Annotated in this window: 23 protein-coding genes; 5 read left to right on the plus strand and 18 right to left on the minus strand. The window is 69.2% G+C overall.

From position 1 onward, the window contains the following. Window positions 1–7 precede the first annotated feature (7 nt). The 9 genes from carB to OG804_RS12535 form a co-directional block, all read right to left on the minus strand. Complete coding sequence (carB, locus tag OG804_RS12495) at window positions 8–3,367, minus strand: carbamoyl-phosphate synthase large subunit (RefSeq protein ID WP_328397062.1); 3,360 nt, start codon at window positions 3,365–3,367, stop codon at window positions 8–10. Beyond that, window positions 3,367–4,485 carry a glutamine-hydrolyzing carbamoyl-phosphate synthase small subunit gene (carA, locus tag OG804_RS12500; RefSeq protein ID WP_328397064.1) on the minus strand — a complete coding sequence of 373 codons (1,119 nt, stop codon included), beginning with the start codon at window positions 4,483–4,485 and terminating at the stop codon, window positions 3,367–3,369. The genes carB and carA overlap by 1 nt, the downstream gene beginning before the upstream one ends. Further along, window positions 4,482–4,979 (minus strand): PH-like domain-containing protein, encoded by a 498-nt coding sequence (locus OG804_RS12505; protein WP_328397066.1) that lies wholly within the window; start codon window positions 4,977–4,979, stop codon window positions 4,482–4,484. Before OG804_RS12505 ends, carA begins: the two co-directional genes overlap by 4 nt. Then, a complete protein-coding gene (locus tag OG804_RS12510) occupies window positions 4,979–6,301 on the minus strand; it encodes a dihydroorotase (RefSeq protein WP_328397068.1) in 1,323 nt (440 codons plus the stop codon). The genes OG804_RS12505 and OG804_RS12510 overlap by 1 nt, the downstream gene beginning before the upstream one ends. After that, the gene (locus OG804_RS12515; RefSeq protein ID WP_328397070.1) at window positions 6,298–7,254 is read right to left on the minus strand and encodes an aspartate carbamoyltransferase catalytic subunit; all 957 of its coding nucleotides are present in this window, start codon (window positions 7,252–7,254) and stop codon (window positions 6,298–6,300) included. The genes OG804_RS12510 and OG804_RS12515 overlap by 4 nt, the downstream gene beginning before the upstream one ends. Further along, window positions 7,251–7,889, minus strand: coding sequence for a bifunctional pyr operon transcriptional regulator/uracil phosphoribosyltransferase PyrR (gene pyrR / locus OG804_RS12520; protein ID WP_328397072.1), 639 nt, complete (start codon window positions 7,887–7,889; stop codon window positions 7,251–7,253). Before pyrR ends, OG804_RS12515 begins: the two co-directional genes overlap by 4 nt. 197 nt (window positions 7,890–8,086) lie before the next feature. Next, window positions 8,087–8,992: an enoyl-CoA hydratase gene (locus OG804_RS12525; protein WP_328397074.1), complete on the minus strand. Its 906-nt coding sequence runs from the start codon at window positions 8,990–8,992 to the stop codon at window positions 8,087–8,089. A 25-nt stretch (window positions 8,993–9,017) separates the two neighbouring features. Beyond that, entirely contained in the window at window positions 9,018–10,487 is a 1,470-nt protein-coding gene (locus tag OG804_RS12530; RefSeq protein WP_328397076.1) for an AMP-binding protein, read from the minus strand. Continuing rightward, the gene (locus OG804_RS12535; protein ID WP_328397078.1) at window positions 10,484–12,058 is read right to left on the minus strand and encodes a carboxylesterase/lipase family protein; all 1,575 of its coding nucleotides are present in this window, start codon (window positions 12,056–12,058) and stop codon (window positions 10,484–10,486) included. The genes OG804_RS12530 and OG804_RS12535 overlap by 4 nt, the downstream gene beginning before the upstream one ends. Before the next feature lie 204 nt (window positions 12,059–12,262). Here OG804_RS12535 and OG804_RS12540 point away from each other — a divergent pair, with 204 nt between their 5' ends. Further along, a complete protein-coding gene (locus OG804_RS12540) occupies window positions 12,263–15,088 on the plus strand; it encodes a helix-turn-helix transcriptional regulator (protein ID WP_328397080.1) in 2,826 nt (941 codons plus the stop codon). 27 nt (window positions 15,089–15,115) lie between these two features. Here OG804_RS12540 and OG804_RS12545 read toward each other — a convergent pair whose 3' ends face one another. Both OG804_RS12545 and OG804_RS12550 read right to left on the minus strand, forming a co-directional pair. Next, entirely contained in the window at window positions 15,116–15,991 is an 876-nt protein-coding gene (locus OG804_RS12545; RefSeq protein WP_328397082.1) for an enoyl-CoA hydratase/isomerase family protein, read from the minus strand. A 153-nt stretch (window positions 15,992–16,144) separates the two neighbouring features. Then, window positions 16,145–16,987 carry an SAM-dependent methyltransferase gene (locus OG804_RS12550; RefSeq protein ID WP_328397084.1) on the minus strand — a complete coding sequence of 281 codons (843 nt, stop codon included), beginning with the start codon at window positions 16,985–16,987 and terminating at the stop codon, window positions 16,145–16,147. Between the two features lie 98 nt (window positions 16,988–17,085). On the opposite strand from OG804_RS12550, the gene OG804_RS12555 reads away from it, so the two are divergent. Continuing rightward, window positions 17,086–17,658 (plus strand): TetR/AcrR family transcriptional regulator, encoded by a 573-nt coding sequence (locus tag OG804_RS12555; protein WP_328397086.1) that lies wholly within the window; start codon window positions 17,086–17,088, stop codon window positions 17,656–17,658. A gap of 110 nt (window positions 17,659–17,768) precedes the next feature. Here OG804_RS12555 and OG804_RS12560 read toward each other — a convergent pair whose 3' ends face one another. Further along, window positions 17,769–18,806 (minus strand): cupin domain-containing protein, encoded by a 1,038-nt coding sequence (locus OG804_RS12560; protein WP_328397088.1) that lies wholly within the window; start codon window positions 18,804–18,806, stop codon window positions 17,769–17,771. A gap of 170 nt (window positions 18,807–18,976) precedes the next feature. Between OG804_RS12560 and OG804_RS12565 the strand changes: the two genes are divergently transcribed. Further along, window positions 18,977–19,597, plus strand: a complete 621-nt coding sequence (locus OG804_RS12565; RefSeq protein WP_328397090.1) for an alpha-ketoglutarate-dependent dioxygenase AlkB — start codon at window positions 18,977–18,979, stop codon at window positions 19,595–19,597. 334 nt (window positions 19,598–19,931) lie between these two features. Here the strand turns inward: OG804_RS12565 and OG804_RS12570 are convergent, their stop codons facing one another. Continuing rightward, on the minus strand, window positions 19,932–20,501 hold the full coding sequence (locus OG804_RS12570) for a TetR/AcrR family transcriptional regulator (protein ID WP_328397092.1): 570 nt from the start codon (window positions 20,499–20,501) through the stop codon (window positions 19,932–19,934). Between the two features lie 84 nt (window positions 20,502–20,585). Here OG804_RS12570 and OG804_RS12575 point away from each other — a divergent pair, with 84 nt between their 5' ends. Then, window positions 20,586–21,560 (plus strand): quinone oxidoreductase family protein, encoded by a 975-nt coding sequence (locus tag OG804_RS12575; RefSeq protein WP_328397094.1) that lies wholly within the window; start codon window positions 20,586–20,588, stop codon window positions 21,558–21,560. A 12-nt stretch (window positions 21,561–21,572) separates the two neighbouring features. Here OG804_RS12575 and OG804_RS12580 read toward each other — a convergent pair whose 3' ends face one another. The 5 genes from OG804_RS12580 to OG804_RS12600 form a co-directional block, all read right to left on the minus strand. Continuing rightward, complete coding sequence (locus OG804_RS12580; RefSeq protein WP_328397096.1) at window positions 21,573–22,106, minus strand: DUF4334 domain-containing protein; 534 nt, start codon at window positions 22,104–22,106, stop codon at window positions 21,573–21,575. Between the two features lie 102 nt (window positions 22,107–22,208). Next, window positions 22,209–22,466 (minus strand): YciI family protein, encoded by a 258-nt coding sequence (locus OG804_RS12585; protein ID WP_328397098.1) that lies wholly within the window; start codon window positions 22,464–22,466, stop codon window positions 22,209–22,211. A 1-nt stretch (window position 22,467) separates the two neighbouring features. Next, entirely contained in the window at window positions 22,468–22,980 is a 513-nt protein-coding gene (nusB, locus tag OG804_RS12590; protein WP_328397100.1) for a transcription antitermination factor NusB, read from the minus strand. 1 nt (window position 22,981) lies between these two features. Next, on the minus strand, window positions 22,982–23,545 hold the full coding sequence (gene efp / locus OG804_RS12595) for an elongation factor P (RefSeq protein WP_328397102.1): 564 nt from the start codon (window positions 23,543–23,545) through the stop codon (window positions 22,982–22,984). Window positions 23,546–23,581: 36 nt separating this feature from the next. Further along, window positions 23,582–24,718 (minus strand): M24 family metallopeptidase, encoded by a 1,137-nt coding sequence (locus OG804_RS12600; RefSeq protein WP_328397104.1) that lies wholly within the window; start codon window positions 24,716–24,718, stop codon window positions 23,582–23,584. 178 nt (window positions 24,719–24,896) lie between these two features. On the opposite strand from OG804_RS12600, the gene OG804_RS12605 reads away from it, so the two are divergent. Beyond that, window positions 24,897–25,400: an A24 family peptidase gene (locus OG804_RS12605; RefSeq protein WP_328397106.1), complete on the plus strand. Its 504-nt coding sequence runs from the start codon at window positions 24,897–24,899 to the stop codon at window positions 25,398–25,400. Window positions 25,401–25,411 lie beyond the last annotated feature (11 nt).

The raw sequence follows: 25,411 nt of genomic DNA on the forward strand, positions 1-25,411 counted from the left end.
ATCGCCCTCAGCCGCGCAGCGCCGAATGCAGTTCCTGCAGGGACCGCACACCGAGGCCGCCGTTGATGCCGGCTTCGATCCCCTGGACGGCCGCCGCGGCACCCTGCACCGTGGTGATGCAGGGGATGTTCACACTCACCGCGGCACTGCGGATCTCGTAGCCGTCGATACGGGGGCCCGAGTTGCCGTAGGGGGTGTTGAACACCATATCGACCTCGCCGTCGCGGATCTGTTCCACGATGGACGCTGCGGGGGGTGCGCTGCTGCCGCCCGCCGGGGAGACCGGATCGGAGTGCTTGCGCACTTCTTCGCAGGGAATCCCGTTGCGGCGCAGCATCTCCGCGGTCCCGGCGGTGGCCAGGATACGGAAGCCGAGGTCGTGCAGGCGTTTGACCGGGAACACCATGGCCCGTTTGTCGCGGTTGGCGATGGAGACGAACACGGTGCCTTCGGTGGGCAGCGATCCGTAGGCCGCGGCCTGACTCTTGGCGAACGCGGTGCCGAAGTCGGCGTCGATGCCCATGACCTCGCCGGTCGATTTCATCTCGGGAGAAAGCAGCGAGTCGACGCCGCTGCCGTCCGCGCGACGGAACCGATGGAAGGGCAGCACCGCCTCCTTCACCGCCACGGGGGCGTCCAGGGGCACATGGCCGCCGTCGTCGTCGGGCAGCATGCCCTCGGCACGGAGTTCGGCGATGGTGGTGCCGAGCATGATCCGGGCGGCCGCCTTGGCCAGCGGGACGGCGGTGGCCTTGGAGACGAACGGCACAGTCCGGCTCGCACGCGGGTTGGCCTCGAGGACGTAGAGGATGTCGTCCTTGAGCGCGTACTGCACGTTCAGCAGACCCCGGACGCCGATGCCTTTGGCGAGCGCGATGGTGGAGCGCCGCACCGCCTCGATATCGCTGCGGCCCAGAGTGATCGGCGGCAGCGCGCACGCCGAGTCGCCGGAGTGGATGCCCGCTTCCTCGATATGTTCCATGACCCCGCCGAGGAACACCTCTTCGCCGTCGCAGAGCGCGTCCACATCGATTTCGATGGCGTCTTCCAGGAACCGGTCCACCAGCACCGGGTGTTCGGGGCTGAGTTCGGTGGCGCGGGAGATATAGCCTTCGAGGGACTGCTCGTCATAGACGATTTCCATACCGCGCCCGCCGAGCACGTAGGACGGCCGCACCAGCACCGGGTAACCGATCTCGGCGGCGATCTTGCGGGCCTGCTCGAAGGTGGTGGCGGTGCCGTACTTGGGTGCGGGCAGGCCGGCGGCGACCAGGACGTCACCGAATTCGCCGCGATCCTCGGCGAGGTCGATGGCGGCGGCGCTGGTGCCGACGACCGGGACCCCGGCCTCGGTGAGTCGCTGTGCCAGCCCGAGCGGGGTCTGCCCGCCGAGCTGCACGATCACCCCGGCGACCGTGCCGGATTCCGATTCCGCGTGGTACACCTCGAGGACGTCCTCGAAGGTGAGGGGTTCGAAGTAGAGGCGGTCGGCGGTGTCGTAGTCGGTGGAGACGGTCTCCGGGTTGCAGTTGACCATGACCGTCTCGTACCCGGCGGCCGACAGGGTCTGCGCGGCGTGCACACACGAGTAGTCGAATTCGATGCCCTGCCCGATCCGGTTGGGACCGGAACCCAGGATGATCACCTTGGCGCGATCGGGCTGCGGGGCGACCTCGGATTCGGCTTCGGGGTCGAGTTCGTAGGCCGAATAGTGGTACGGAGTCCGGGCTTCGAATTCGGCGGCGCAGGTATCGACGGTTTTGAACACCGGGCGCACCCCGAGACGGTGCCGCAGGGCCCGTACGCCGCTCTCCCCGGCCAGTTCCGGCCGCAGCGCGGCGATCTGCCGGTCGGACAACCCGGAGTACTTCGCGCGGCGCAGCAGCGCTTCGTCCAGCACCGGGGTGTCGAGGAGTTCGCCACGCAGCTCCACCAGTCCGGCGATCTCGGCGACGAACCAGGGGTCGATCCCGGAGGCCGCAGCGACGTCTTCGATACTCGCGCCGAACCGCAGCGCCCGCTCGACCTGGTAGATACGACCCTCGGTCGGGACGCGCAGATCCGCGAGGATCTCCGCGATCGCGGCGTCGACATCGGATTCGTCCGCGGACGCCGGCGCCCATTTCGCGTCGTCGGCGGTCCAGAATCCGGTGGCCTTGGTTTCCAGCGAGCGCAGCACCTTGCCCAGCGCCTCGGTGAAATTGCGACCCAGCGACATCGCCTCACCCACCGATTTCATGGTGGTGGTGAGGGTGGGGTCGGCACCCGGGAATTTCTCGAACGCGAACCGCGGCGCTTTCACCACCACATAGTCGAGGGTGGGTTCGAAACAGGCCGGGGTTTCCTTGGTGATGTCGTTGACGATTTCGTCGAGTGTGTAGCCGATCGCCAATTTGGCCGCGATCTTGGCGATCGGGAATCCGGTCGCCTTGGATGCCAGCGCCGACGACCGGGAGACCCGCGGGTTCATTTCGATGACGATGAGCCGGCCGTCGGCGGGATCGACCGCGAACTGGATATTGCAGCCACCGGTATCGACGCCGACTTCGCGCAGGATCGCGATACCGAGATCACGCATCTTCTGGTATTCGCGGTCGGTGAGCGTGAGCGCGGGCGCGACGGTCATCGAATCGCCGGTGTGCACACCCATCGGGTCCACGTTCTCGATCGAGCAGACGATCACGACATTGTCGCGCCCGTCGCGCATCAGCTCGAGCTCGTATTCCTTCCAGCCGAGGATGGATTCCTCGATCAGCACGTTCGCGGTCGGTGAGGCGGCCAGGCCACCGCCGGCGATCCGGTCCAGATCCGTATCGTCGTAGGCCATTCCGGACCCGAGCCCGCCCATGGTGAACGACGGGCGCACGACGACCGGGAAGCCCAGTTCCTCGACGGTGTCCCGGACTTCGTCCATGGTGTAACAGACCCGTGAGCGGGCGCTCTCGCCGCCGACGCGCGCGACGATGTCCTTGAACTTCTGGCGGTCTTCACCGCGCTGGATGGCGTCGAAATCGGCGCCGATCAGTTCGACGTTGTATTTCGCCAGCACGCCGCGTTCGTGCAGCGCCACGGCAGTGTTCAGCGCGGTCTGCCCGCCCAGCGTGGCCAGCAGCGCGTCGGGCCGTTCCCTTTCGATGACCTTTTCGACGAATTCCGGGGTGATCGGCTCGACATAGGTGGAATCGGCGTATTCCGGGTCGGTCATGATGGTCGCCGGATTGGAGTTGACCAGCGAAACCCGCAGCCCCTCCGACCGCAGCACCCGGCAGGCCTGCGTGCCCGAATAATCGAACTCGCACGCCTGACCGATGACGATCGGGCCCGAACCGATGACCAGAATGTGTTCGAGGTCGGTGCGGCGTGGCATCAGGCTCCCTTCATCAGACCGGAGAACCGGTCGAACAAGTACGCGGCGTCATGGGGACCGGCGGCCGCTTCCGGGTGGTATTGGACGGAGAAGGCGCGGCCGTCGACCAGCCGGACCCCCTCCACGGTGCCGTCGTTGGCACAGACATGGCTGACCTCGGCTTTGCCGAACGGGGTGTCGAACTGCTCGCCCTTCTCCCCCTCCAGCGCGAACCCGTGGTTCTGCGCGGTGATGGAGATCCGGCCGGTCTCGGTTTCGATGACGGGGATATTGATGCCCCGGTGCCCGAACTTCATCTTGTAGGTGCCGCGGCCGAGAGCGCGGCCCAGGATCTGGTTGCCGAAGCAGATGCCGAACAGCGGCAATCCCTTGTCGAGGATGCCCTGGGTCAGGGCGACAGCGGTATCGGCCGTGGCCGGGTCACCCGGCCCGTTCGACAGGAACGCGCCGTCGGGTTTCAGTTCCAGGATCTGGTCCAGGGTCGCCGACGAGGGGACCACGTGCACCCGCATCCCGCGGGCGGCGAACATCCGCGGGGTGTTGGATTTGATGCCCAGATCGACGGCCACGACCGTGAACAGGGGTGTGCCCTCGGGTTCGATCGTGTAGATCCGGTCGGTGCTCACCTCACCGGCGAGGTCGGCGCCCAGCATGGATTCCTGGCCGGTCACGCGACCGAGCAGTTCGTCGGCGCCGGCGAGTGCGGGACCCGAGAAGATTCCCGCCTTCATCGAGCCGCGGCTGCGCAGATGCCGCACCACCGCGCGGGTGTCGATACCGGCGATGCCGACGATCTCCTGCTGTTCCAGCTGACCGGGCAGGGTGCCGGTGGCCCGCCAGTTCGAGGCCCGGCGCGCGGGGTCGCGGACCGCGTAGCCCGCGACCCAGATCCGCTGCGATTCGTCGTCCTCGTCGTTCCAGCCGGTGTTGCCGATCTGCGGGGCGGTGGCCACCACGATCTGCCGGTGATAGCTCGGGTCGGTGAGGGTTTCCTGATAGCCGGTCATGGCGGTGCAGAAAACCGCCTCGCCGAGGGTCTGTCCCACCGCGCCGTAGGCGGACCCGCGGAACACCCGTCCGTCTTCGAGTACCAGGGCTGCGGCCGTTGTGTTCGTCATTGTTCGTCGTCTCCCGTCGTTGCCCGCGCCCAGGCCGGATATACCGATTTGTCGTCGCCGCGGAACCCGGTGTCGATCTCGGTTCCGGTCGGCAGGGTCCAGCGGATCACCAGCACCCCGCCTTCGCTCATGACCTTGCCCGCGTGCCCGCGTTCGGTGCGGATCGCGGTGATGGACTCCTCGGGAATCCAGATCGCCGACGCGCCTTCGCGGTCGAGCAGGATCCCGTGTTCGAAGCGGGTCAGTTCCGCGGTGGCGCGGAACCCGAGGTCACCGACCGTGATCCGGTCCTGCCAGCTCGGCGCGATGGTGCTGCCGGTGTACAGGCCGGTGGTCGGTTCCAGCACTTGCGCACCGGTCTCGCCGGGAACCGGGGGCAGTTCGCCGATCCGGTCCGCCTGCCGGGCCGCCCGGCTCCGCCAGCCCCGGTACATCAGATAGATGAACAGCGCCCACAGGACGACGCAGCCGATAACCCAGAGTGTGCGTTCCATCAGCGCGCTCCTGCCCCGGCACGGGCAGGCGCGGCGGCCACGCCGTCGCGAGCGGTGATCCGCCCGCGCAGCAGCGTGGCGACGACCCGTCCGGGCAGCGTCATCTCCTGGTACGGCGTATTGCTCGAGATACTGGCGAGATCGGCACCGGACACTGTCCAGTCGGCCTCCGGATCGACCAGGACCAGGTTGGCCGGTTCGCCTTCGGCGATCGGACGGCCGTGGTCGTCGAGTCCGACGATCTCGGCGGGCCGTTCGCTCATCACCCGCGCCACCCCGCGCCAATCCAGCAGCCCGGGCCGCACCATGGTCTCCACCACGATCGACAAGGCGGTCTCCAGTCCCAGCATGCCGGGCCGGGCCGCCGCGAATTCACAGCATTTGTCCTGTTCGGCGTGCGGCGCGTGATCGGTGGCGACGCAGTCCACGATCCCCTCGGCCAGCGCCCGCCGCAGCGCCTCGGTATCGGAACCTTCGCGCAGCGGCGGGTTCACCTTGTTCACCGCGTCGTAGGTCTCCAGCCGGGCGTCGGTCAGCAGCAGATGATGCGGAGTGACCTCCGCGGTGATCGAAATACCCTGCGCTTTCGCCCATTTCACCAATTCCACGGTGCCGGCTGTGGAAGCGTGGCAGATGTGGACCCGTGCGCCCGCGTCCCGGGCCAGCAGCGCGTCCCGCGCCACGATCGACTCCTCGGCGGCCCGCGGCCAGCCCGCCAGGCCCAGCCGGGCCGCGGTCGGGCCTTCGTGCGCGACCGCGCCCGAGGTCAGTCGCGGCTCCTCCGCGTGCTGGGCGATGAGCACACCGAGCGAACGCGCGTACTCCAGCGCCCGCCGCATGATCAGCGGATCGTGGACGCAGTGCCCGTCGTCGGAGAACATCCGCACCGCGCCGACGCCGGTGGCCATGGTGCCCATCTCGGCGAGCTGCGCACCGGCCAGGCCCACGGTCACCGCGCCCACCGGGAACACATCGACCAGCCCGACCTCCTGACCGCGCCGCCACACGTGGTCGGTGACCACCTGGGTGTCGGCGACCGGCGAGGTATTGGCCATGGCGAAGACGGCCGTGTACCCGCCCAGTGCCGCGGCCGCGGATCCGGATTCGATGGTCTCGGTGTCCTCGCGCCCCGGTTCACGCAGGTGGGTGTGCAGGTCGACGAATCCGGGCAGCAGCACCCGGCCGTCGGCGGGCACGACCTGCGCGCCGTCCGCGGCCAGGTCGGTCCCGATCCGCTGGATCACACCACCGGAGACGAGCACGTCGACCGGGTCGCCCTCGCCGTAGAGGCGAGCACCTGTGATCAGCACCGACTCACTCACGCCACGGCCTCCTGCACTCCGATGAGCAGGCGGAACAGCACCGCCATCCGCATATGGACTCCATTCGTCACCTGTTGCAGCACCGCGGCGCGTGGCGAATCGGCCACCGACGACGCGATTTCCATACCGCGCAGCATCGGGCCGGGATGCAGCACCACGGCGTGTTCGTCGAGCAGCGCCGTCCGGCGTTCGGACAGCCCGTACCGGATCGAGTATTCGCGCGCCGACGGGAAGAAACCGCCGTTCATGCGCTCCGCCTGAACCCGCAGCATGAGTACGGCATCCGCACCGGGCAGCTCGGAGTCCAGGTCCGTCGAGACGCGCACCGGCCAGCCTTCGACCCCCACCGGCAGCAGGGTGCGCGGCGCGACGAGCACCACCTCCGCGCCCAGGGTCGACAGCAGGAAAGCGTTCGACCGGGCCACTCGGCTGTGCAGGATGTCCCCGACGATCACCACCCGCCGGCCGGCGATATCGCCGAGGCGCTGCCGCAGGGTCAGCGCGTCCAGCAGCGCTTGAGTCGGATGCTGATGTGTTCCGTCACCGGCGTTGATCACCGCGGGTACCGCGCTTCCCGAACGCCGCGACCACTCCTCGAACCAACGGGTGATCTGATGCGCCGCGCCGGAAGCGGGATGCCGCACGATGAGCGCGTCCGCGCCGGCGGCATGCAGGGTGAGCGCGGTGTCGCGCAGTGATTCGCCTTTGGCCACCGACGAACTGCTCGCGCTCACGTTGATCACGTCGGCGCTCATCCATTTCCCGGCGACCTCGAACGAGACCCGGGTACGCGTGGAGTTCTCGAAGAACACCGTCATGACCGTGCGGCCGCGCAGGGTGGGCAGTTTGTGCACCTCGCGGCCCAGCAGCGCCTGTTCGAAACGTTCGGCCTCGTCGAGCAGACCGGTGGCGGTGTCCCGATCCAGATCGGTCACCGTCAGCAGATGTCTCACTGTCCCTCCCCCTGGTGCAGGAATACGCCGTCGCGGCCGTCCTGTTCGGTCAGCAGCACCGACACATCCTCGGCGCGCGAGGTGGGCACGTTCTTGCCGACGAAATCGGCGCGGATCGGCAGTTCCCGGTGACCGCGGTCGACCAGGACCGCGAGCTGAACCGTGCGCGGGCGGCCCAGGTCACGCAGTGCGTCGAGGGCGGAGCGGACGGTGCGCCCGGAGAAGAGCACATCGTCGACCAGGACGACGAGCGCGTCCTCGATACCGCCCTCGGGCACCGAGGTGCGTTCCAGCGGGCGATGCGGTTTGCTGCGCAGATCGTCGCGGTAGAGCGTGATGTCGAGTGATCCGAGCGCGGGCCGGACCCCGGAGAACTCCTCGATCTTGTCGGTGAGCCGCGCCGCGAGGGTGGTCCCCCGGGTCGGGATGCCGATCAGCACGACCCGGGGCGCGCCGGGCTCGCCCGAATCGAGGGCGGTGCGTTCGATGATCTGGTGCGCGATTCGCGCGACGGTGCGGCCGACATCGGAGGCCGACAGCAGTTCGCGTCCCGTCGCCACCCATTCCGGTGTATGCCGCTCGGGGGGTGGCGTCGCCTCGCCGGACGTGGCGGCCCGTTCTTCGGGCACAGCCATACCGACCTCCTTCCCCGCCTCACAGGACGGTCCGTTAAAGGATGTCTTACGCCGAGCAGCCTATCAGTCGGTCACAGGGGCTTTTCACCAGGTGAGGACGTGGTCGGGCCTGTGACCCGGACCACGGGAACAGCGGAGCGGCGCGCCGGGTGAGCCCCGTTACCCGGGGCCGCTCGGCAGCGCCGCGCCTCCACTCCTCAGGCGCCTCCCACCGAATCCTTGACAGCGAGTGCGACCGGCGGAGCCGTGCGCCAGTCCGGGACGCCGTCCGCCTCTGTCGCCAATGGCCAGTCGCTGCCGTGCAATTCGGCCCAGTGCGCGTGCAGGACATGGTGTAGCGAGAAGGCCGCGGACAACGCGGTCTGGAAACCCTGGGCGTCGACGCTCTGGTTGACGGCTTCCTTCGTGCCCAGTGCCGCCGCGGTCGGGACCAGGGCGATGCGTTTCGCGAACTCGAGGGTGCGCTGCGCGAGATCGGCCACCGGGAAAACCTTGCTGACCATTCCGAGCCGGTAGGCCTCCTCGGCGTCTATCGCGTCCCCGGTGAGCAGCAGTTCCTTGGCTTTTCGCGGACCGAATTCCCACGGGTGGGCGAAGTACTCCACCCCCGCGCCGCCGAGCCGGGGGCCGACCGGGTCGGCGAACCGCGCGTTGGTGGCGGCCACGATGAGGTCGCAGGCCCAGGCCAGCATCAGGCCCGCGGCGAAGACTTCGCCCTGGACCTGGGCGATGGTGATCTTGCGCAGATTGCGCCACCGCTTGGTGTTCTCCTGAAAATAATGGTGCTCCTGCAGCATTCGCCGTTCGGCGGCCAGTCGCGTCCCACCGTTGATCCGATAGGTGGGATGTTCGCCGGGCCCGGGGCTGGTCTCGGCGAGGTGTTCCGGCGAGCCGAGATCGTGGCCCGCGGAGAAGGTCGGGCCCTCCCCGGCCAGGATCACCACCCGCACGACATCGTCACGCTCGGCGCGCAGGAACGCCTCGTCGAGTTCGACCAGCAGACCGCGGTGCTGGGCGTTGCGGCGTTCGGGTCGATCGAGCGAGATGCGCACGACCTTGCCGTCGTCGAACTCCTCGTACTTCAGATACCTGTAGTCGGTCATGAGTTTCCTTCTCGTCGTTTCGGTGTCATCGACCGGTGAGCCGGGCCAGCTCTTGCCGCTGGATCTCGGCGCGCCGGACCTTGCCGGCCGCGTCCCGCAACGGCTGGTCGACGAACCGGACGGAACGCGGAATCTTGTAGCGGACCAGGCGGGCCGTCACGAACTCGAGCAGTTCGTCGGCCGCCAGCTCACCGTCGGCCTGCACTACGGCGTGGACACGTTGCCCCAGGTCGTCGTCCGGTAGCCCGACGACCACGGTCGTCAGCACCCGGGGATGTTCCAGGACCGCGGCCTCGACTTCGGCGGGGTAGACGTTCGCGCCGCCGGAGTTGATCATGTCGACCCGGCGGTCACTGAGATACAGATAGCCGTCCTCGTCGAAGTAGCCCATATCGCCGATCGAGTCCCAGCCGTCCGGCAGCTCCCGGGTCGCGGACCCGACGTAGCGGTAGGAGGGCGGCGTTCCGTGCGGCCTGCGCAGCAGGATCTCGCCGATCTCGCCGGTGGGCAGCGGCTGGTTGTCCTCGCCCACGACGCGCATCTCACCACCGATCACCCGACCGACCGAGCCGGGATGTTCCAGCCACTCGGTTCCGCTGATCGAGGTGAACGCCACCCCCTCGGTCCCGCCGTACCCCTCGTGGAGCCGTTCGCCGCCGAGCAGGTCGATCCAGCGCCGTTTCAACCAGGAAGGGCAGGGCGCGCCGGTATGGAACACCCGGTCGAGCGAACTGAGATCGAACTCGCGGGACGTGGCATCGATGACCCGGATGATCCGGTGCATCATGGTCGGCACCACACTCAGCCAGTTCACCCGGTACTTCTCGATGGCGGTGAGTGCCGCCTCGGCGTCGAATCGGGGCATGACCACGATGTGCTGCCCCAGATGCGAGCCCAGCATCGACCACGAGAACGGAGCGTTGTGGTACAGCGGCCCCGGTACGAGTTGCACCTGATCCGGACGCATCTCGAACACCGACGCGGCGGCGGCGATATCGAAAGCGCCCGAGGTTCCCGACACGATCAGCTTCGGTGTGCCGGTACTGCCACCGGAGGTCGGCGCCTTCCAGGCCGGTGATATCCGGGACGGGAGCGCGCGGCCGCTCGTCGCCGCGCCGGGGTCGAAATCGGCGGGGACGGCGGTCCGGCCACCGGCGGCCGCCGCGCCGAACCCGACGACCAGCGCGGGTTGCGCCACCGCCAGCACCCGTTCGAGTTCGACGGCCGGCAGCCGGTACGAGAGCGGTTGCGGAATCGCGCCGAGCTTCCAGATCGCATAGCAGGACTCGTAGATCTCGATGCCGTTCGGCAGACCGACACTGACGAAATCTCCTGGGCCCACACCGAGATCGGCGTAGGCGCGGGCCAGCTGGTTGGCCCGGTATTCCAGGTCGGCGAAGGTGACGGTCCGGTCCCCGCAGGTCACCGCGGGAGCAGTGGGCCGGGTCGCGGCGAAATGGGTGAGCAGATCACCGATCGGCCGTGGGTCGCTCATACCGATTCCGCCTCTCGATCGGGAAGCGCCGGCTGCCCACCGGACGCCGGATCGCGCCACTGTGCGAGTTCGTGACCACTCGGGTCGCGGACGACGCGGTGCGCGGCCGCGAATTCGAGGACCGGGCGGGTTCGGCTGTCGTAGGCGGGCCACTCCGGGAGATCGTCATGGCCGGGATTCCCGGTGGCGATGAACGACACCCACGCCCGATGTATGTCATCGGCCAGGCGCTGCGGCGCCTCGGCGCCGGTCAGCGCCTCACCCATCGGGGTGCGCAACGCGTCGAAAACGAACGGGAGCTCGACCCCGTGCGCGGCCCCGACCGCCCCGCCGAACGCGGCGGAGGGCCACGAGAACCGGTAGCCGAAAGTGCGGCCCGGATTGTGGTCGGCATGGGCATCGGCCAGCAGTGTCGAACCCACCCGGTAGGAGCGGTCGGTTTCCAGCGCCGCGAGCAGGTCGACCTTCGAAGCGTCCGGCCGGTCCTCGGCGTAGACGGCGAGCGCCTCGCCGCCGCGCCCCGGGAAGGTCGCCTCGAACACGGCGTCCACGGTGGCGTCGTCGACCGTCATCATTCCCAGCGCGAAGACGATGCGGAACTCGTCGTGGTTCGTGCCGATCAGCAGATCCACTTCCGCCAGCCGGCCGTCTCGCCCCGCCGCCACCGGTCGCTGGGGAACTACCGGGCCGCCGACGATGGGCATCAACGGGTTCATCAGCGCCGCGATCTCGGGCCCGAACCGTTCGGCGTCCCGGCCGGCGACATCGGCGAAGAGTTCGGCCAGGACCGCCGACACCCGTTCCGGGTCCTGTTCGCGCACCGCGCGCAGGGCCTCGATATCGCCCTCGTCCACACCGAGCCGCGTCTGCAACTCCCGCCTGATGATCCGGCCGGATTCCGGCGACAACAGCGGTTCGGGGTATGCGCTCTGCGCGATGGCGCGGGCGAACAGGCCCCGAGCGGGCGGGGCGGCGAGCAGCGCGCAGACCGCGGTCGCGCCGGCCGACTGGCCGGCGATCGTGACCGCCGCGGGATCGCCGCCGAACGCGGCGATGTTCTCCCGCACCCAGTGCAGCGCCGCGATCTGATCGAGGGTGCCGTAATTGCCGCCGGCGGGATCCCCGTCGAGATAGAGGTAGCCGTCCAGGCCCAGCCGATAGTTGACGGTCACCACGACGATGCCGGAACGCGCGAAAGCGGCCCGGTCGATCAACTGGTCCCCGCTGCCGCCGAAGAGGAAGGCGCCCCCGTGGATCCATACGAGCACGGGCAGGCCTTCGGCCGCCGGGTCCGGGGTCCACACATTGAGGGACAGGCAGTCCTCGCCGGTGGGATGGTTCGCGCCGAAGAGTTCCCCGGCGAGGCCGTCCGGACGAGGTTGCGGTGCGGCCGGCCCGTACGCCACGGCCGTCCGCTCACCCTCCCACGGATCGGGCGGCACCGGACCGGCAAACCGCAGCGCACCGACCGGGGCCTTGGCGTAGGGGATGCCGCGGAAAACGGCCACACCCTCTTCGATCGTCCCGCGGACCTGCCCGTACGTCGTCGACGCCACTGTCTTCTTCGCCATTGCAACCTCCAGAAGTTCCCGGTGGAATCATCCGCCCGCGACGAACGGGCAACATAGAGGGAGCCCCCCGGCACCTAACGTCGGCACGCCCCTGGCCGTGACGCCGTACCGACGCGCGCCGCGGCGACGGCGACCGCCGCCCGGATCCCTCCCGGACAGACCGGAGCAGGCGTAGCTTCGTCGCACAGAGTGAGGAGAAGTTCGTTGACGATTCACCAGCGCGGAACCGTCGCGCTCGATGTCGACGCGGTACCGCTGATCGGCCGCGCGGACGAACTCGCGATATTCGACCGGCTCGTCGGCGACCCCCAGGACCCCGCCGGTCGCGCGATCGTCCTCAGCGGCGAGGCGGGCATCGGAAAGTCTCGCCTGCTCACGCAGGGGCTCGCGACATTGGCGGCCGCGGGCTGGATCGTTTTCGATGTGCGCACCGACGAACTCGACCACCTGGTCCCCTATGCCGGACTGCGTCACGCGATCGCCGGGCAGCAGGCCCGGCTGGCGGGGGAATCCGCCGAGCTCGCCGCGGAGCTGCTGCGGGTGCTCGACGTCGCCACCGCGCATCCGACGGAATCGGTGCGATCCACGGCGGCCCGTTTCTTCTCCGCGCTGACCGAGCGGCAGCCCGTCGTGCTGGCCTTCGACGAACTCGCCCGGGCGGACGTCGACACCGTCGTGCTGGTGGCGGCGCTGCTGCGCCGAGGCGAGGCGCATGCCGTGGTGCTGGTGGGCAATCTCCGCCGCCGCGACGACGACACCCCGGCCGCCGTCACCGCACTGCTGGAGCGCGCGGCGCGCGAAAAACGCGTCAGCGAGCTCGAACTCGGCCCCCTGTCGGAGGAGGCGGTCGCCGAACTCGTCGACACCGTCGTCGGCGACAGCCCACGGCTCACCGGCCTACTCGACTCCGTTCATCGTCTCAGCGCGGGCAATCCCCTGTTCGCCCTGCAGACCGTGCTCAACTTCTCCGACGCCGACGCGCTCGACGAGCCGACAGACGGCGCGGCCGATATCGCGTTCCCGGAAGCTCGGCGTCGCGTCTTCCTGCACCGGGTGCTGCGGGTCGGCGCGCAACCGCGGGCGCTGGCGCGGGCCGTGGCGCTACTCGGCGTGGTCGGGCCCGGGCGGGTGGAACTCGCCGCCGAACTGGCCGGTCTCTCGCCCGAGCAGACCGATGTCGCCTTCGACACCCTGGTGGACCGGGGCATACTGCGGCTGCGAGACGGCAACGGCTACCGCGTCGGTCACGAGCTCGTGCGCGAGGCTCTCTATCAGGAGATCGGCCCCGCCACCCGGTGGCGCTGGCATCGCACGGTCGCCGAACGGCTGGCGACGCTGCCCTCTTCGCCCGCGGTCGATCTGGAAGTGGCCGACCATATTCGTCACGTCGCGGAGGTGGGCGACGCGGCGGCCGTCGAGATGCTGACCCGCGCGGCGGAGCGGGCCTGCGACTCGGCCCCGCAGTCGTCGATCTCGTGGTATCGCACCGCGCTCGATCTGGTGCCGGTGCAGGACCCACGCCATCCACGCCTGCTCGCCCGGCTGGCCCGCGCACTACTTCTCGCCGGGCGGCCGGACGAGGCGGTCGCGGCGGGCCGGCGCACGTTGGCGACCATGCCGGCGGGGCCCGCCCGCGCCCGGCTGGTGACGCAGGTGGTCGACGGCATGATCCTCACGGGCGATATGAACAGGGCCGCCGATATCGTGGACGCCGAACTTCCCCTAGCCTCGGGGAGTGTCGGTTTCCTGGCCAAGGTGGCCCATATCCACATGGGTGTCGGCCGCACCGAGGAAGCACTGGATCGCGCCCGATTCGTCCAGCAGCAGCTGTCCTCGCTCCCGGCGCACGAGCAGATCGTCGCGCTGGGCGACCTCATGCGGATGCGTTTCGTCCAGCGCCGAGTCGACGAGCTGGGACACCTGTGCGCCATGATGGAGTCCGTCGCGCTGGAGGCCGCGCCCTCGCACCGGCTCGCGGCCTACGCCGTCGTCGCCTACGCGTATGCCGGGACGGGCGAGACCCGCCTCGCCTCGGCTGCCATCGGACGTGCGCAGCAGGTTCTCGCCGGCGTCGGCTGGACCCTGTACAAAAACGATCTGGCCGCGGCGCAGGTGCAGAACGCGATGAATCTCGGCGACTGGTCCTCGGCCCTGTCGATCGTCGAATCGACGACCCACGACCTCGAGTCGTCGGCGTCCCGGATGCACCTGGGAGTACTGCGGACCGTCGAGATCGAGGTGCTCGCGCAACGCGGCGATTGGGCCGCGGCGCGGCGGGCCGCCGAGCAGCCGCTGTCCGGCGATCCGCACTGTGACGCGATCCAGGTCTGGGCGCGCGCGGGATTCCATCTCCTGAGCAATGACCTGCAGACCGCGCGCACCGAACTCGAACATCGCCTCGACCGGCCGACCCTGCCGAACTGGGTGCGCGCACTGCTGCTCAGCCGGCTCGCCGACACCGAGATCGAGGCAGGGCGTCTCGGCCTCGCGGCGGATCTCATGGCCGATCCGCTCCGGCACGGTCACGATCTCGTCGACCATCCGACCTACGTCGCCATCCGACTGGCCTACGGACGAGCGACCGGAGATATCGCCGCGCTGACCGAGGCATTGGACGTCGCGGACCAGCACGCGCTCGCCTTGCAGCGTGGGCAGGTGCGGCTCGCGTTGGGCACCCTCGATACGGACCCGGCGGCCAACCTGACCGAAGCGGCGCGAATCTTCCAGACCCTCGGCGCGGCGCCCTGGCGACAGCGCGCCGTCGCCGAGCTGCGCCACCGTGGGCTTCGGCTACCGAGACAGCGCGCCCGGCCCAGCGGACTGTCCGAGACCGAGGAACAGGTGGTGCGCCTGGTCCACCAGCGGTTCACGAACCGCGAGATCGCCTCCGCCGTCTTCCTCAGCGTGAAAACGGTGGAGGCCTATCTCAGCCGCATCTATGTCAAGACCGGGTGCGCGAACCGGATCGAACTCGCGCGCGCCGTCGACTCCGGGCTGCTGGGACTCACGAACCCCGGCCGGCCCGGGTAACTCGCCGGGCCCGGTTCGTCGCTCGCGCTACGGGCGCCGGACGGGATCCGTGGCGCGCGCACTCGGTCCGAACACCTCGTCCAGCGCGCCGGTCAACGGAAGCGCGGGACCGATTGCCGCACCGAGACATTCGTGTGCCATGCCGAAGGCGATCTCCTTGACGAACAGCTCACGCCACGGCTGGACGAGCGTCGCGCGGGCGAGTCGCCGTTGCACTCGGCTCTTGGTCATGAACACGGACTCCGCGAGCGTCCAGGCCCGTTCCAGAACCTGGTCGGGCGGCAGCACCTCACCGACCAGACCCAGACGCAACGCTTCCTCCGCCCCGATCTGCTGGCCGGTGTAGAGGAAGTAGCGACCGCGGTTGTGACCGAGCAGCTCCCGGAACACGGTGTGCACGCCGTCGCCCGGCACGATGCCCATCAGATTCCAGTGGCCGTCGGAGAACACCGTAGTGTCCGAACACAGGACGATATCGTTGAGCAGCGCGAGTTCGGCGTGCGTCGCAACGGGCCCGTTGACCGCGCTGATGACCGGGACGTGCAGACCGAGCAGGGCCAGCGGTTCGCGGGTCTGGTCACGGTAGGTCAGGTCGTAGCCGGTGCTCTCGTCGTCCCAGCGCTCGAGCATGCCCCGGCCGACGTATTCCTCGGTATCGAGTGCCGCGTTGAACGAGTCCCCGGTCCCGGTGAGGATGACCACCTCGACGTCCTCGTCGTGATCGATCGCCTGGAACAGCGGGATGAGCATGCGATGCGGGCCGCCTCCCCATCGGAGCGGCCCGTCGTCGGTATGCATGCGCACCTCCAGGATCCCGTGCTCGAGCCGCAGCTTGAAGAACTGCTCGAACAGCGGGCCGTAATCGTCCAGGTGGGTGCGGAAGAGCGTGTCGAATGTGGTCATGGCGGTGCTCCTGTCCTCCGAAACCCGGCGACGCGGCGATCCGCGGCGTACACCGGCTCGCATCAGCGTGGGTTCGGCCGCCTGTTTCGCACAGTGGGGAACAACCCCAGAGATAGCCGGGCGGTCACTCGTACCGCCACGGGATCACCGTGTTCACTCGCGAATGGCGAGAACCTCGCCCACACCGGGATCGCTTCCCGGGCCGACCCGGCCGTAGGGCGCGACCAGGTCGTCCCAGGCGCGGAACGTGGTGCGCCAACCGTGCCCGGCGAACCAGGATTCCGCGTCCGGGCCGAGCCCGTTGACCGGCCGCGCACCGGGCCCGCCGTCGGACACCAGGTCCCGTAGCGCGCGATATCGGGGCTCCGCGTTCTCGGTGTGAAACCGCCCGATGCCGAACCCGCTCCCCGGCGCCGACACGTCGGTCACCGTGGCGGCCACCTTGTACGCGTCGTCGCGCGAGAGGTACCCGAGAACGCCTTCGTCGACCCACCGGGTGGGTAGATCGGGGCGGAAGCCCTGGTCCAGGAGGGCCTGCGCCCAGTCGCCGCACAGGTCCGCCGCGACCACCCGGCGCGCACACACCGGCCGCGCCTGTTGCGCGGACAGGACCGGCTCCTTGAATGCGAAGAGTTCGGGCAGATCGACCTCGAAGAACGCGGTGCCGGCAGGTAGCCCGAGCCGGAAGGCCCGGGTGTCCAGACCCGCGCCGAGCAGCACGATCTGACGGCTGCCCGCGGCGGTGGCCTCCTGGATGTGGTCGTCGACGAGTTTGACCGCGAGAGAACGGCCTTCGTAGAACTGATCGGCCAGGGCCTCGAAGCGCGCCCAGCGGTCGTCGTCGAAACCTGCGCGCGCGGCCGCGACGAACGCCTCGGCGAGCGGGTCCTCGTACAGCCGGTCCGGCCGGTGGGTTTCGCGAACGCGGATGAGCGCCACTCCGATCGCGGTCATCGCCACGCCCGCGGTCGGTACCGGCGCAGATGATTCGGTCATCGACAACTCCCCATGGTCAAAACTTACTTGCCGACCGGCTAGTTACCGGTTCCTCCCGAGACGCTAGGCTCCCTGCGACGGACCGTCAACCAGGAGGAGTGACAGCCGTGGGCGCTCGGCGCAGTGATACCCGTGACCGCATTCGCGAAGTCGCGATGGAACTGTTCGCCGAACAGGGCTACGAGAAGACCTCATTGCGGCAGATCGCCGAGCGGCTCGAGGTCACCAAGGCGGCGCTCTACTACCACTTCCGCACCAAGGAAGACATCGTCGCCAGCCTCTCCGACGATGTGCGGCGCGGGGTGGACGAGCTCATCACCTGGGCCGCGAGCACTCCCGCGGGCCCGGACCGCGCCGCGGAGATCCTCGACCGCTACGGCGCCCTGCTGCACAGCACCGGTCGGCAGATGGTGCGTTTCATGCACGAGAACCAACCGGCATTCCGCGAGCTCGGTTTCGGCGTCAGCCTCCGCTACCAGTTCCGCGTACTCGCGGATCTGATGACCGACCCCGGCCACGCCCCGCTCGACGTCTTCCACGCCCGCCAGGCGCTACTGGCGATCAGCTGGAGTACGGCCATGATGGGCGACCTCGACCTCTCCGACGACGAATGCCACCGCGCCGCGATCGAGATCGCCCACGGCATACTGCGCGGCGGCCGGCGGGATTGACGTTCGCGCCGGTGTCCACCCGTGTCCGGCGCCCACCGAGCGCCGCACCGGCGAAATCTGGTCGGCGATACCGGCCGGCGCGCAGGTACCGCAGGCGCACCGCGCACCGGTCAAGGTTCGAGTGGATTGTTCCGGCTGACGATCAGCGGGTCCGACGCCGTGAACGGCAACTCGGGCAACTCGTCGAGGGCGACGCCGAAGGTGGCCGCGAGTACCCGGCGCGAATAGGCGCTCACCGACGCGCGGTAGCCGATATCGGCCGGGGTCGGCTGGTCGAAGAAGATCAGCAGGTGGATCCGCGGCGAGTCGACGACCTCGATGTGATGCGGGTAGGCGCGGGGGACGAAGTACACCTCGCCCGCGTGCACGGTGTAGGTGTCCAGCGTCCCGTCCGGATCCATGATCGTCATCCGCGCCGAACCCTCGTGGACGTAGCCCATCTCGGCGGTGACGGGATGCCAGTGCGGTTCGCGCATACCGTCTTCGCGCACCCGCAGTGAGTACATCGAGATATCGCGCAGGGCCGGCCAGAACTGTTCGCGGGCGGTGCGCGCGGAGCCGACCGGTGAGTCCACCGGCGCCGCCATCGCCTCGAGGGCGAAGTGGTGCGGGTCGCCGAAGTGCGCGCCGGAGGGAAACTCGGGTTCACCCTCGCGCCGCACGACCAACCGCGCGGTGGTGCTGCGGCGGATATCGGCGAAGTCCGCGGCGGGCAGGTCGTAGGTATTGCCCAGTACCGAATCGGTCATGGCGCCGAGGGCGGCGCCGAGCCCGAAGTCCTCGGGCCGTTCGTGGCGGAAGGCCAGGATGAACTCGGCGTCATCGGCGCCGACATTCTCGACATGGTGCAGAGCGCCGGAGTCGATGTGGAACATCTCGCCGGCCGAGACGAGGAACGAGGAGAAGTGGCCGCCGCTGTCCAGCACCGACACCAGCGCCGCACCGGCCGTGCAGTAGGTGAGCTCGGTGGCGTTCGCATGCCAGTGCGGTTCGCGGATCGCCCCGGGCGCCAGCGTGAGCCGTTTGATCGAGAGGCCGGACAAGATCGGGAAATTGTCGGCGGTGAGCCTGGTCAGTGCACCCAGTTCGCTGCGGTAGATCTCCTCGCCCTGCCACAACGAGGCGGTGTGGACCGATCGTTCGGGCATGGATCCTCCCTGATCGCAGGTGACCTCCTGTTCGATCATGGTCCCGCGCGTCCCGTCGAGAAACCAGCCCGGGAGGATCACGAACTCGCGGCCGGGAACAGGTACGACCTCGATCCGGCTCGCGACGGCCCAATGGGAACATATGTTCGAATCACCCGTAGACTGTCGCCATGGCACTGCAGGGATCGCTTCTCGACGGCTTCGGCGACATCGAACTCGCCCCGCTGACAGGCCTGCGGCGCACCCACCTCACCCACGGAGCCTGGGTCGAACTACGTCCGGGATGGCTGCGCGGCGCCGACGACCTCTTCGAACGACTGGCGGCCGAGGTCCCCTGGCACGCCGAACGCCGACCCATGTACGACCGGGTCGTCGACGTGCCGCGACTCCTGGCCTTCTACGGCGAAGCCGATCCGCTGCCCGATCCCGTCCTGACCGACGCGCGCACCGCCCTCACCGCGCACTACCAGCCGGAACTGGGCGAGCCGTTCCGTACCGCGGGCCTGTGCTACTACCGCGACGGACGCGACAGCGTGGCCTGGCACGGCGACACCATCGGCCGCGGCGCCACGCACGACACCGTGGTCGCCATCCTCACCCTGGGCGCGCCGCGCCCCCTACTGCTGCGGCCCCGCACCGGCGGCCCCAGCCTGCGCTTCCACCCCGGCCACGGCGACCTGTTCGTCATGGGCGGCTCCTGCCAGCGCACCTGGGAACACGCGGTACCGAAAACCCGCAGGGTCACCGGCCCGCGCATCAGCGTCCAGTTCCGGCCGCGCGACGTGCGCTGAACCGGGACACCCCTCCCGCCCGCCTACCTACCACCCGGCCCGAACCGACAGCGACAGCGACAGCGACAGCGACAGCCGATCCAGCACATCCACGTCCATGGCCAATCCGGCGTTCAGGTAGGTCCAGCGACGATCTCACCGCCGGGCACCGGCCCCGGTTGATCATGATGCGATCGGGTGCCCACCGGTCGACCAGTTCGGGCCGGCATAGTGCATGGATTGCAGGCCGTGCTGGATCTGGCACGCGGCCCGATGTACCCGACTCGACCGTCGGCGCGGGCGCCGGACCGGACAGGTCCGCACCGGTGTCGTGCACCCGGGCGACGGACTCGAGCTACGAGACGCGCAGCACCGCTCGCACCAGCTCTCCCACCGCCGCGAGGAGTTCGTCGGTCGCCCCCGAACGGACCATATCGGGCACGGTCTGGCCGGACAGGCCGTCCAGGAGCAGCCGGCCCACCGCCTCTGCGTCCAGGTCCGGTCTCGCTTCGCGCAGCAGGGTGGTGATGTGGTCGCGCCAGAACAGGTGGAATTCCTCGGTGCGGGGATGCGGTGGCACGCTGCGGTAGACCGCCATCAGTTCCAGGTTGTCGATCACCAGCCGGGTCATGGCGTCGAAGAAGACGATCAGCCGGTCGGCGGCGGGGGCGCCCGGTCCGAGCGGCGGCGGACCGTCGGTGACCGCCGACATCAGCGTGATCGCGCTCTCCGCCACCAGTTCGTGCAGCAATCCGGCCCGGTTCCCGAAGCGGTGGAAGATGGTGCCCTTCCCGACTCCGGCGGCCGCGGCGACCCGGTCCATCGTGACGGCTTCGGCACCGTGCTCGGCGAGTAGCGCGGCAGTCGCGTCCAGGATGGCGCGCCGATTGCGCGCGGCGTCCGCGCGTTCCTTCGGACGGTCCATCACACCACCTTCGGTAAAACTTGACCGGCGGTCCACATACTGGGCAAGATATCTGGACCGACAGTCAACTTATGGGAGTTTCCAATGCAGGCAATCGTAATGACGGGCACCGGCGGGCCCGAGGTGCTGGTACCCCGCGAGGTGCCGGCCCCGCGCCCCGCCACCGGCGAAGTGCTGATCCGCGTCGAGGCTGTCCCCGTCCTCTACCCCGAGACCCAGTTGCGCTCCGGCGCCTTCCCCATGGCCGCACCCCCACCGGTCGTCTTCGGCTTCCAGGCGGCCGGGAAGGTGATCGAGATCGGCGACGGCGTCGCATCCGACCACCTCGGCAGGCGCGTGGTCGCCGATACCGCCGGGTTCGGCTCCTACGCCGAACTGGTCTGCGTGAACGCCCAATCGGTCACGCCGATACCGGACGGGGTATCGGCGGCGGACGCGGCGGCAGCGGTGATGAGCGGTTCGGTAGCCCTCGCCCTCCTCGACGCCGCCGCTCTCACGGGCACCGAGACGGTCCTGGTCGAGGCCGGCGCGACAGGTGTGGGCAGCTATCTGATCCAGCTGGCCCGGGAGTTCGGCGCAGCACGGGTGCTCGCCACCGCGGGCGGACCCGAAAAGTCCCGGCGCGCCCGCGAACTGGGCGCCGATCGGGTGATCGACCACCGCCCGGCACAGTGGACCGACGACGTCCGCACGGACTCCGACCCCACGATCGATATCGTCTTCGATTCGCTCGGCGGCCCCTCCGCGACAGCATTGCTCGCCACCATGACCCCCGGAACGGGACGGATGCTCAGTTACGGCTGGCTCTCCGGGGAACCCGCACGAGTCACGGCGGCGGATCTCATACCGGGCGGCCTCACACTGACCGGTTGTTCCGGACCGGCCTGGCACGAGCGGGTGGCCCGGTCGCGTACCGCGATCCTCGACCGGGTGCCGTCGCTGGCGCCTCCGGTCGAGACGACGCTGCCACTCGAGCGGGCCGCGGCGGCGCACGAACTGGTCGAGTCGCGCGTCCCCCTCGGCAAGATCATCCTGCGACCGGGCCCGGCACCGCGTTGACGCGCGGTCCGGTCAGCGCTTCAGGACGAAGAAGTACGGATCGGACATGCCGCGCATATCCATGACGCCGAGCAGGGTGTCCGCGTCGAACCGGCGGAAATGGTCGATGATCGGCAGATGGTCGTAGACCATGGCAGCACTCACCACGCCGCGGTACTCGATATCACGCAACCGGGCCGTCGGTTTGCGGGTGCGCAGCACGGGGGCCAGCACTCGTAGCTTGTCGCGTACCGGCCGCAGCCAGCGCGCGGGGAACTTACCGGCCAGAGAGAGCGGTACCCGGCGCGGGTCCACAGCGAACACCGTGCCGCGATCATCGGTGAACAGCAACGGATGCACCTGGTCCGGAGCGTCGAATTGTTTTCCGTACCAGCCGGATTCGGAGAGTGCGCCGTCCATCGGATGACCGGTGGGCAGTTCGGAACCACGCCAGCGCCCGGTGACCACCTCGTCCACCCGGGCTGCCGGGAGCCGATCGAAGATCTCCCAGGCCTGCGCGGCGGTGCACCCGTCCTCGGGCAGGGTGACGTCCGTGTTCTCGGTCATTGTCCGCACTCCTCGATCTCACCGACGTTGCGAGAGATACCCTATCGTCCTCTCATCGAGTCGAGGAATACCGGCCGCGGCCGGGGAGCCGACTGCGGCGGATCAGCCGGTGATCTCCCACTCGTACACGGTCAACTCCGCGGAACCGGTGGTGTGCAGCGGATCGCTGTACACCACCGCCTCGGCGGCGGGCCGGGAATCGGCGAGCACGATATAGGCGCCACCGGTGCTGTCGGTGAACGGACCGGACTCCTGCAGCATGTCCCGAGACCGGAGGTCGTCGAGAAAACCGCGGTGTGGTGCGGCAACCGCCGGATCGTAGGCCGGAGTGCGCAGCGCCACCACCAGATACTTGCGCATCTCAGGTTTCCTGGTCCGGATCCGCGGGCCGGGACGCGGCCGCCGCGGCCGCGCGGATCTGCGGAGCCACCAACACGACCTGTCCGAGCACCCCGTTGACGAACCCGGGGGAATCGTCGGTGGACAGCTCCTTGGCCAGTTCCACCGCCTCGTCCACCGCGACGATCGGCGGCACATCGGGGGCGTACAACAGTTCCCATACCGCTACCCGCAGGATCGCGCGATCGACCGCGGGCAACCGGGACAACGCCCAATCCTGCAGATAGGACTCGATGGTGCCGTCCACGCGATCGAGCTCCTCGGCGATACCGTCCACCAGAATGCGGGTGTAGGCGTGCACCGGGGCCACCGCCTGATCGAGGGCGGCCAGCTCGATGCGCTCGTCGGCCAGATCGGCGGGATCGATATCACGGGCCTCGGCCTCGAACAGCAGGTCCACGGCCCGGCGGCGCGCCTTGTGGCGGGCGCCGAGTTTCTTGTAGGCGGATTTCTTGTCCGCGGGCTGGTCCGCCACGTCAGGAGTTGACGCGGCCCAGGTAGCTGCCGTCGCGGGTGTCGATGCGCAGCTTGTCCCCGGTGTTGATGAACAACGGAACCTGGACCTCGGCACCGGTCTCCACGGTGGCCGGCTTGGTGCCGCCGGTCGAGCGGTCGCCCTGCAGCCCGATATCGGTATGGGTCACCTCGAGCTCGACCGAAACCGGGAGCTCCACGTACAGCGGCGCACCCTCGTGGGTCGCGACCTGCACGGTCATGTTCTCCAGCAGGAACCGGGCCTGCTCACCGATGGTGGCCTCCTGGACGCCGATCTGGTCGAAGGTCTGACCGTCCATGAAGACGTAGTCCGAGCCGTCGTGGTACAGGTAGGTCATATCCCGGCGGTCGACCGTGGCGGTCTCGACCTTCACACCCGCGTTGAACGTCTTGTCGACGGTCTTGCCGGACAGCACGTTCTTCAGCTTCGTCCGCACGAACGCGGGACCCTTACCCGGCTTCACGTGCTGGAACTCGACGATCTGCTGGAGATTACCGTCGATCTTCAGCACGAGGCCGTTCTTGAAGTCGCTGGTGTCCGCCACTGTGTTCGGGTCTCCTCGGTTCTCGGGCGACCGTCGTCATTCGACGACGATCAGGTCTTTGCTGGTGTTGGTGAGCAATTCCGGGGCCCCTTCGCGCACCACGAGCGTGTCCTCGATCCGGACCCCGCCGCGGCCGGGAAAGTACACACCTGGTTCGACGGTCACCGCCACGCCAGTGAGGAGTGTACCCGTGCCGGTTTTGGCGATTCCGGGCGCTTCGTGGATGCGCAGCCCCACTCCGTGGCCCAGGCCGTGGACGAACAGCGGCCCGTGCCCGGCGGCGGCGATGACCTCCCGGGCGGCCGCGTCCACATCGGCGCACGAGACCCCGGGCCGCAGCGCCTCACGCCCCGCGCGCTGCGCGGCGTGCACCAGGTCGTACACCTCGCGCTGCCACGGCTCGGGCTGCCCGAGCACGAAGGTCCGGGTCATATCCGAGTGGTAGCCGCCCACGACGGCGCCGAAGTCGATCTTCACGAAATCCCCGGCGGCCAGCACCGCGTCGGTGGGCCGGTGATGCGGTACCGCGGAATTCGCCCCGGCCGCAACGATCGTCTCGAAGGCCACCGCGGCGGCCCCGCGCTCGAACATCGCCCATTCGAGATCCCGGGCGACCTGGCGTTCGGTGCGTCCCGGCCGCAGCGCACCGGTCTCGAGCAGCGCGCCCAGCGCCCCGTCGCCGACGGCGCACGCCGCGCGCAGCAGATCTATCTCGTATTCGTCCTTGACCATGCGCAATTGTTCGACCAGGCCCGGGGCGGCCACGAATTCCAGGCCGGTCCCGAGGCCGGACAGCGTGCGATGCTGGTCGACGGTGACGATATGGCTCTCGTACCCGAGTCGGCCGAACTTCCATTCCCCGGCCAGTTCCACCACCCGCCGGGATACGGCGCGCGCGATCTCGGCGCGGAGATCGGGGACCTGCGCGGCGACCTGGGTGTCGTAGCGACCGTCGGTCGCGATCACCGTGCGTTCCTCGTCCTCGGCGGTATCCCAGGAGTGCACCAGCAGCGCGGCGTTGGAACCGGTGAATCCGGTGAGGTAGCGGATATTCACCAGATCGGTGACGAGCAGGCCGTCGATCTCGTTCTCCACCAGCAGGTTGCGCAGCAACCCGCGACGGGCAGCGTAATCGGGCCGGACCTCCGGGCCACGGCCGGCATCAGCAGACATGGCACAAAAGTACCGCCGACCCGCCCGCACGACACAGTGCCGTCCGTGCGACCCCGGCCGCGGCGGGACGCCGGGATCCGGACGACACGGTGTTCACATCACGATGTCGCGGGCGGAGTTGTCCACATTTCGCGCTGGGCGGCGTCACGAACGCCGCACCGCCACGAGGGTGGACGGCGTGACGACTACCGTTTTCCTCGCCTTCGCCGCATGGTGCGGTGTGTTGAGCATCAGCGATCTGCGCACCCGGCGGCTGCCGAACTCGCTCACCGTCCCGGGGGCGGCGACCGTCCTCGGCTACGCGGCGCTGACCGGTCAATGCGCCGCCGCCGGACGCGGCGCCGTGTTGCTGGCGGCGCCGTATCTACTGGTGCATCTGCTGCGCCCCGCCGCGCTGGGCGCCGGTGACGTGAAACTGGCGGTGGGGTTGGGCGCCGCGGCCGGGCTGGGCGGCGGACAGGTGTGGGTGTGGTCGGCCTTCGCGGCGCCACTGTGCACCGCCGCCGCCGGTCTCGGCGTGTTGATCGGGCACCGCGCCGGATCCCGGCGCTACGGCGGCGAACCGCTACTCGGACGGCGAGCCGGCCCACGCCCGGCGCGAGCACCGGACGACCGGGCCGCAGCCGTCCCGCACGGACCGTCGATGTGCGCCGCGACACTTCTGGGGCTCACGTTGTGGTGACCACCCGGCAA

This window comes from Nocardia sp. NBC_00416, assembly GCF_036032445.1.
Taxonomy (GTDB): Bacteria; Actinomycetota; Actinomycetes; order Mycobacteriales; family Mycobacteriaceae; genus Nocardia.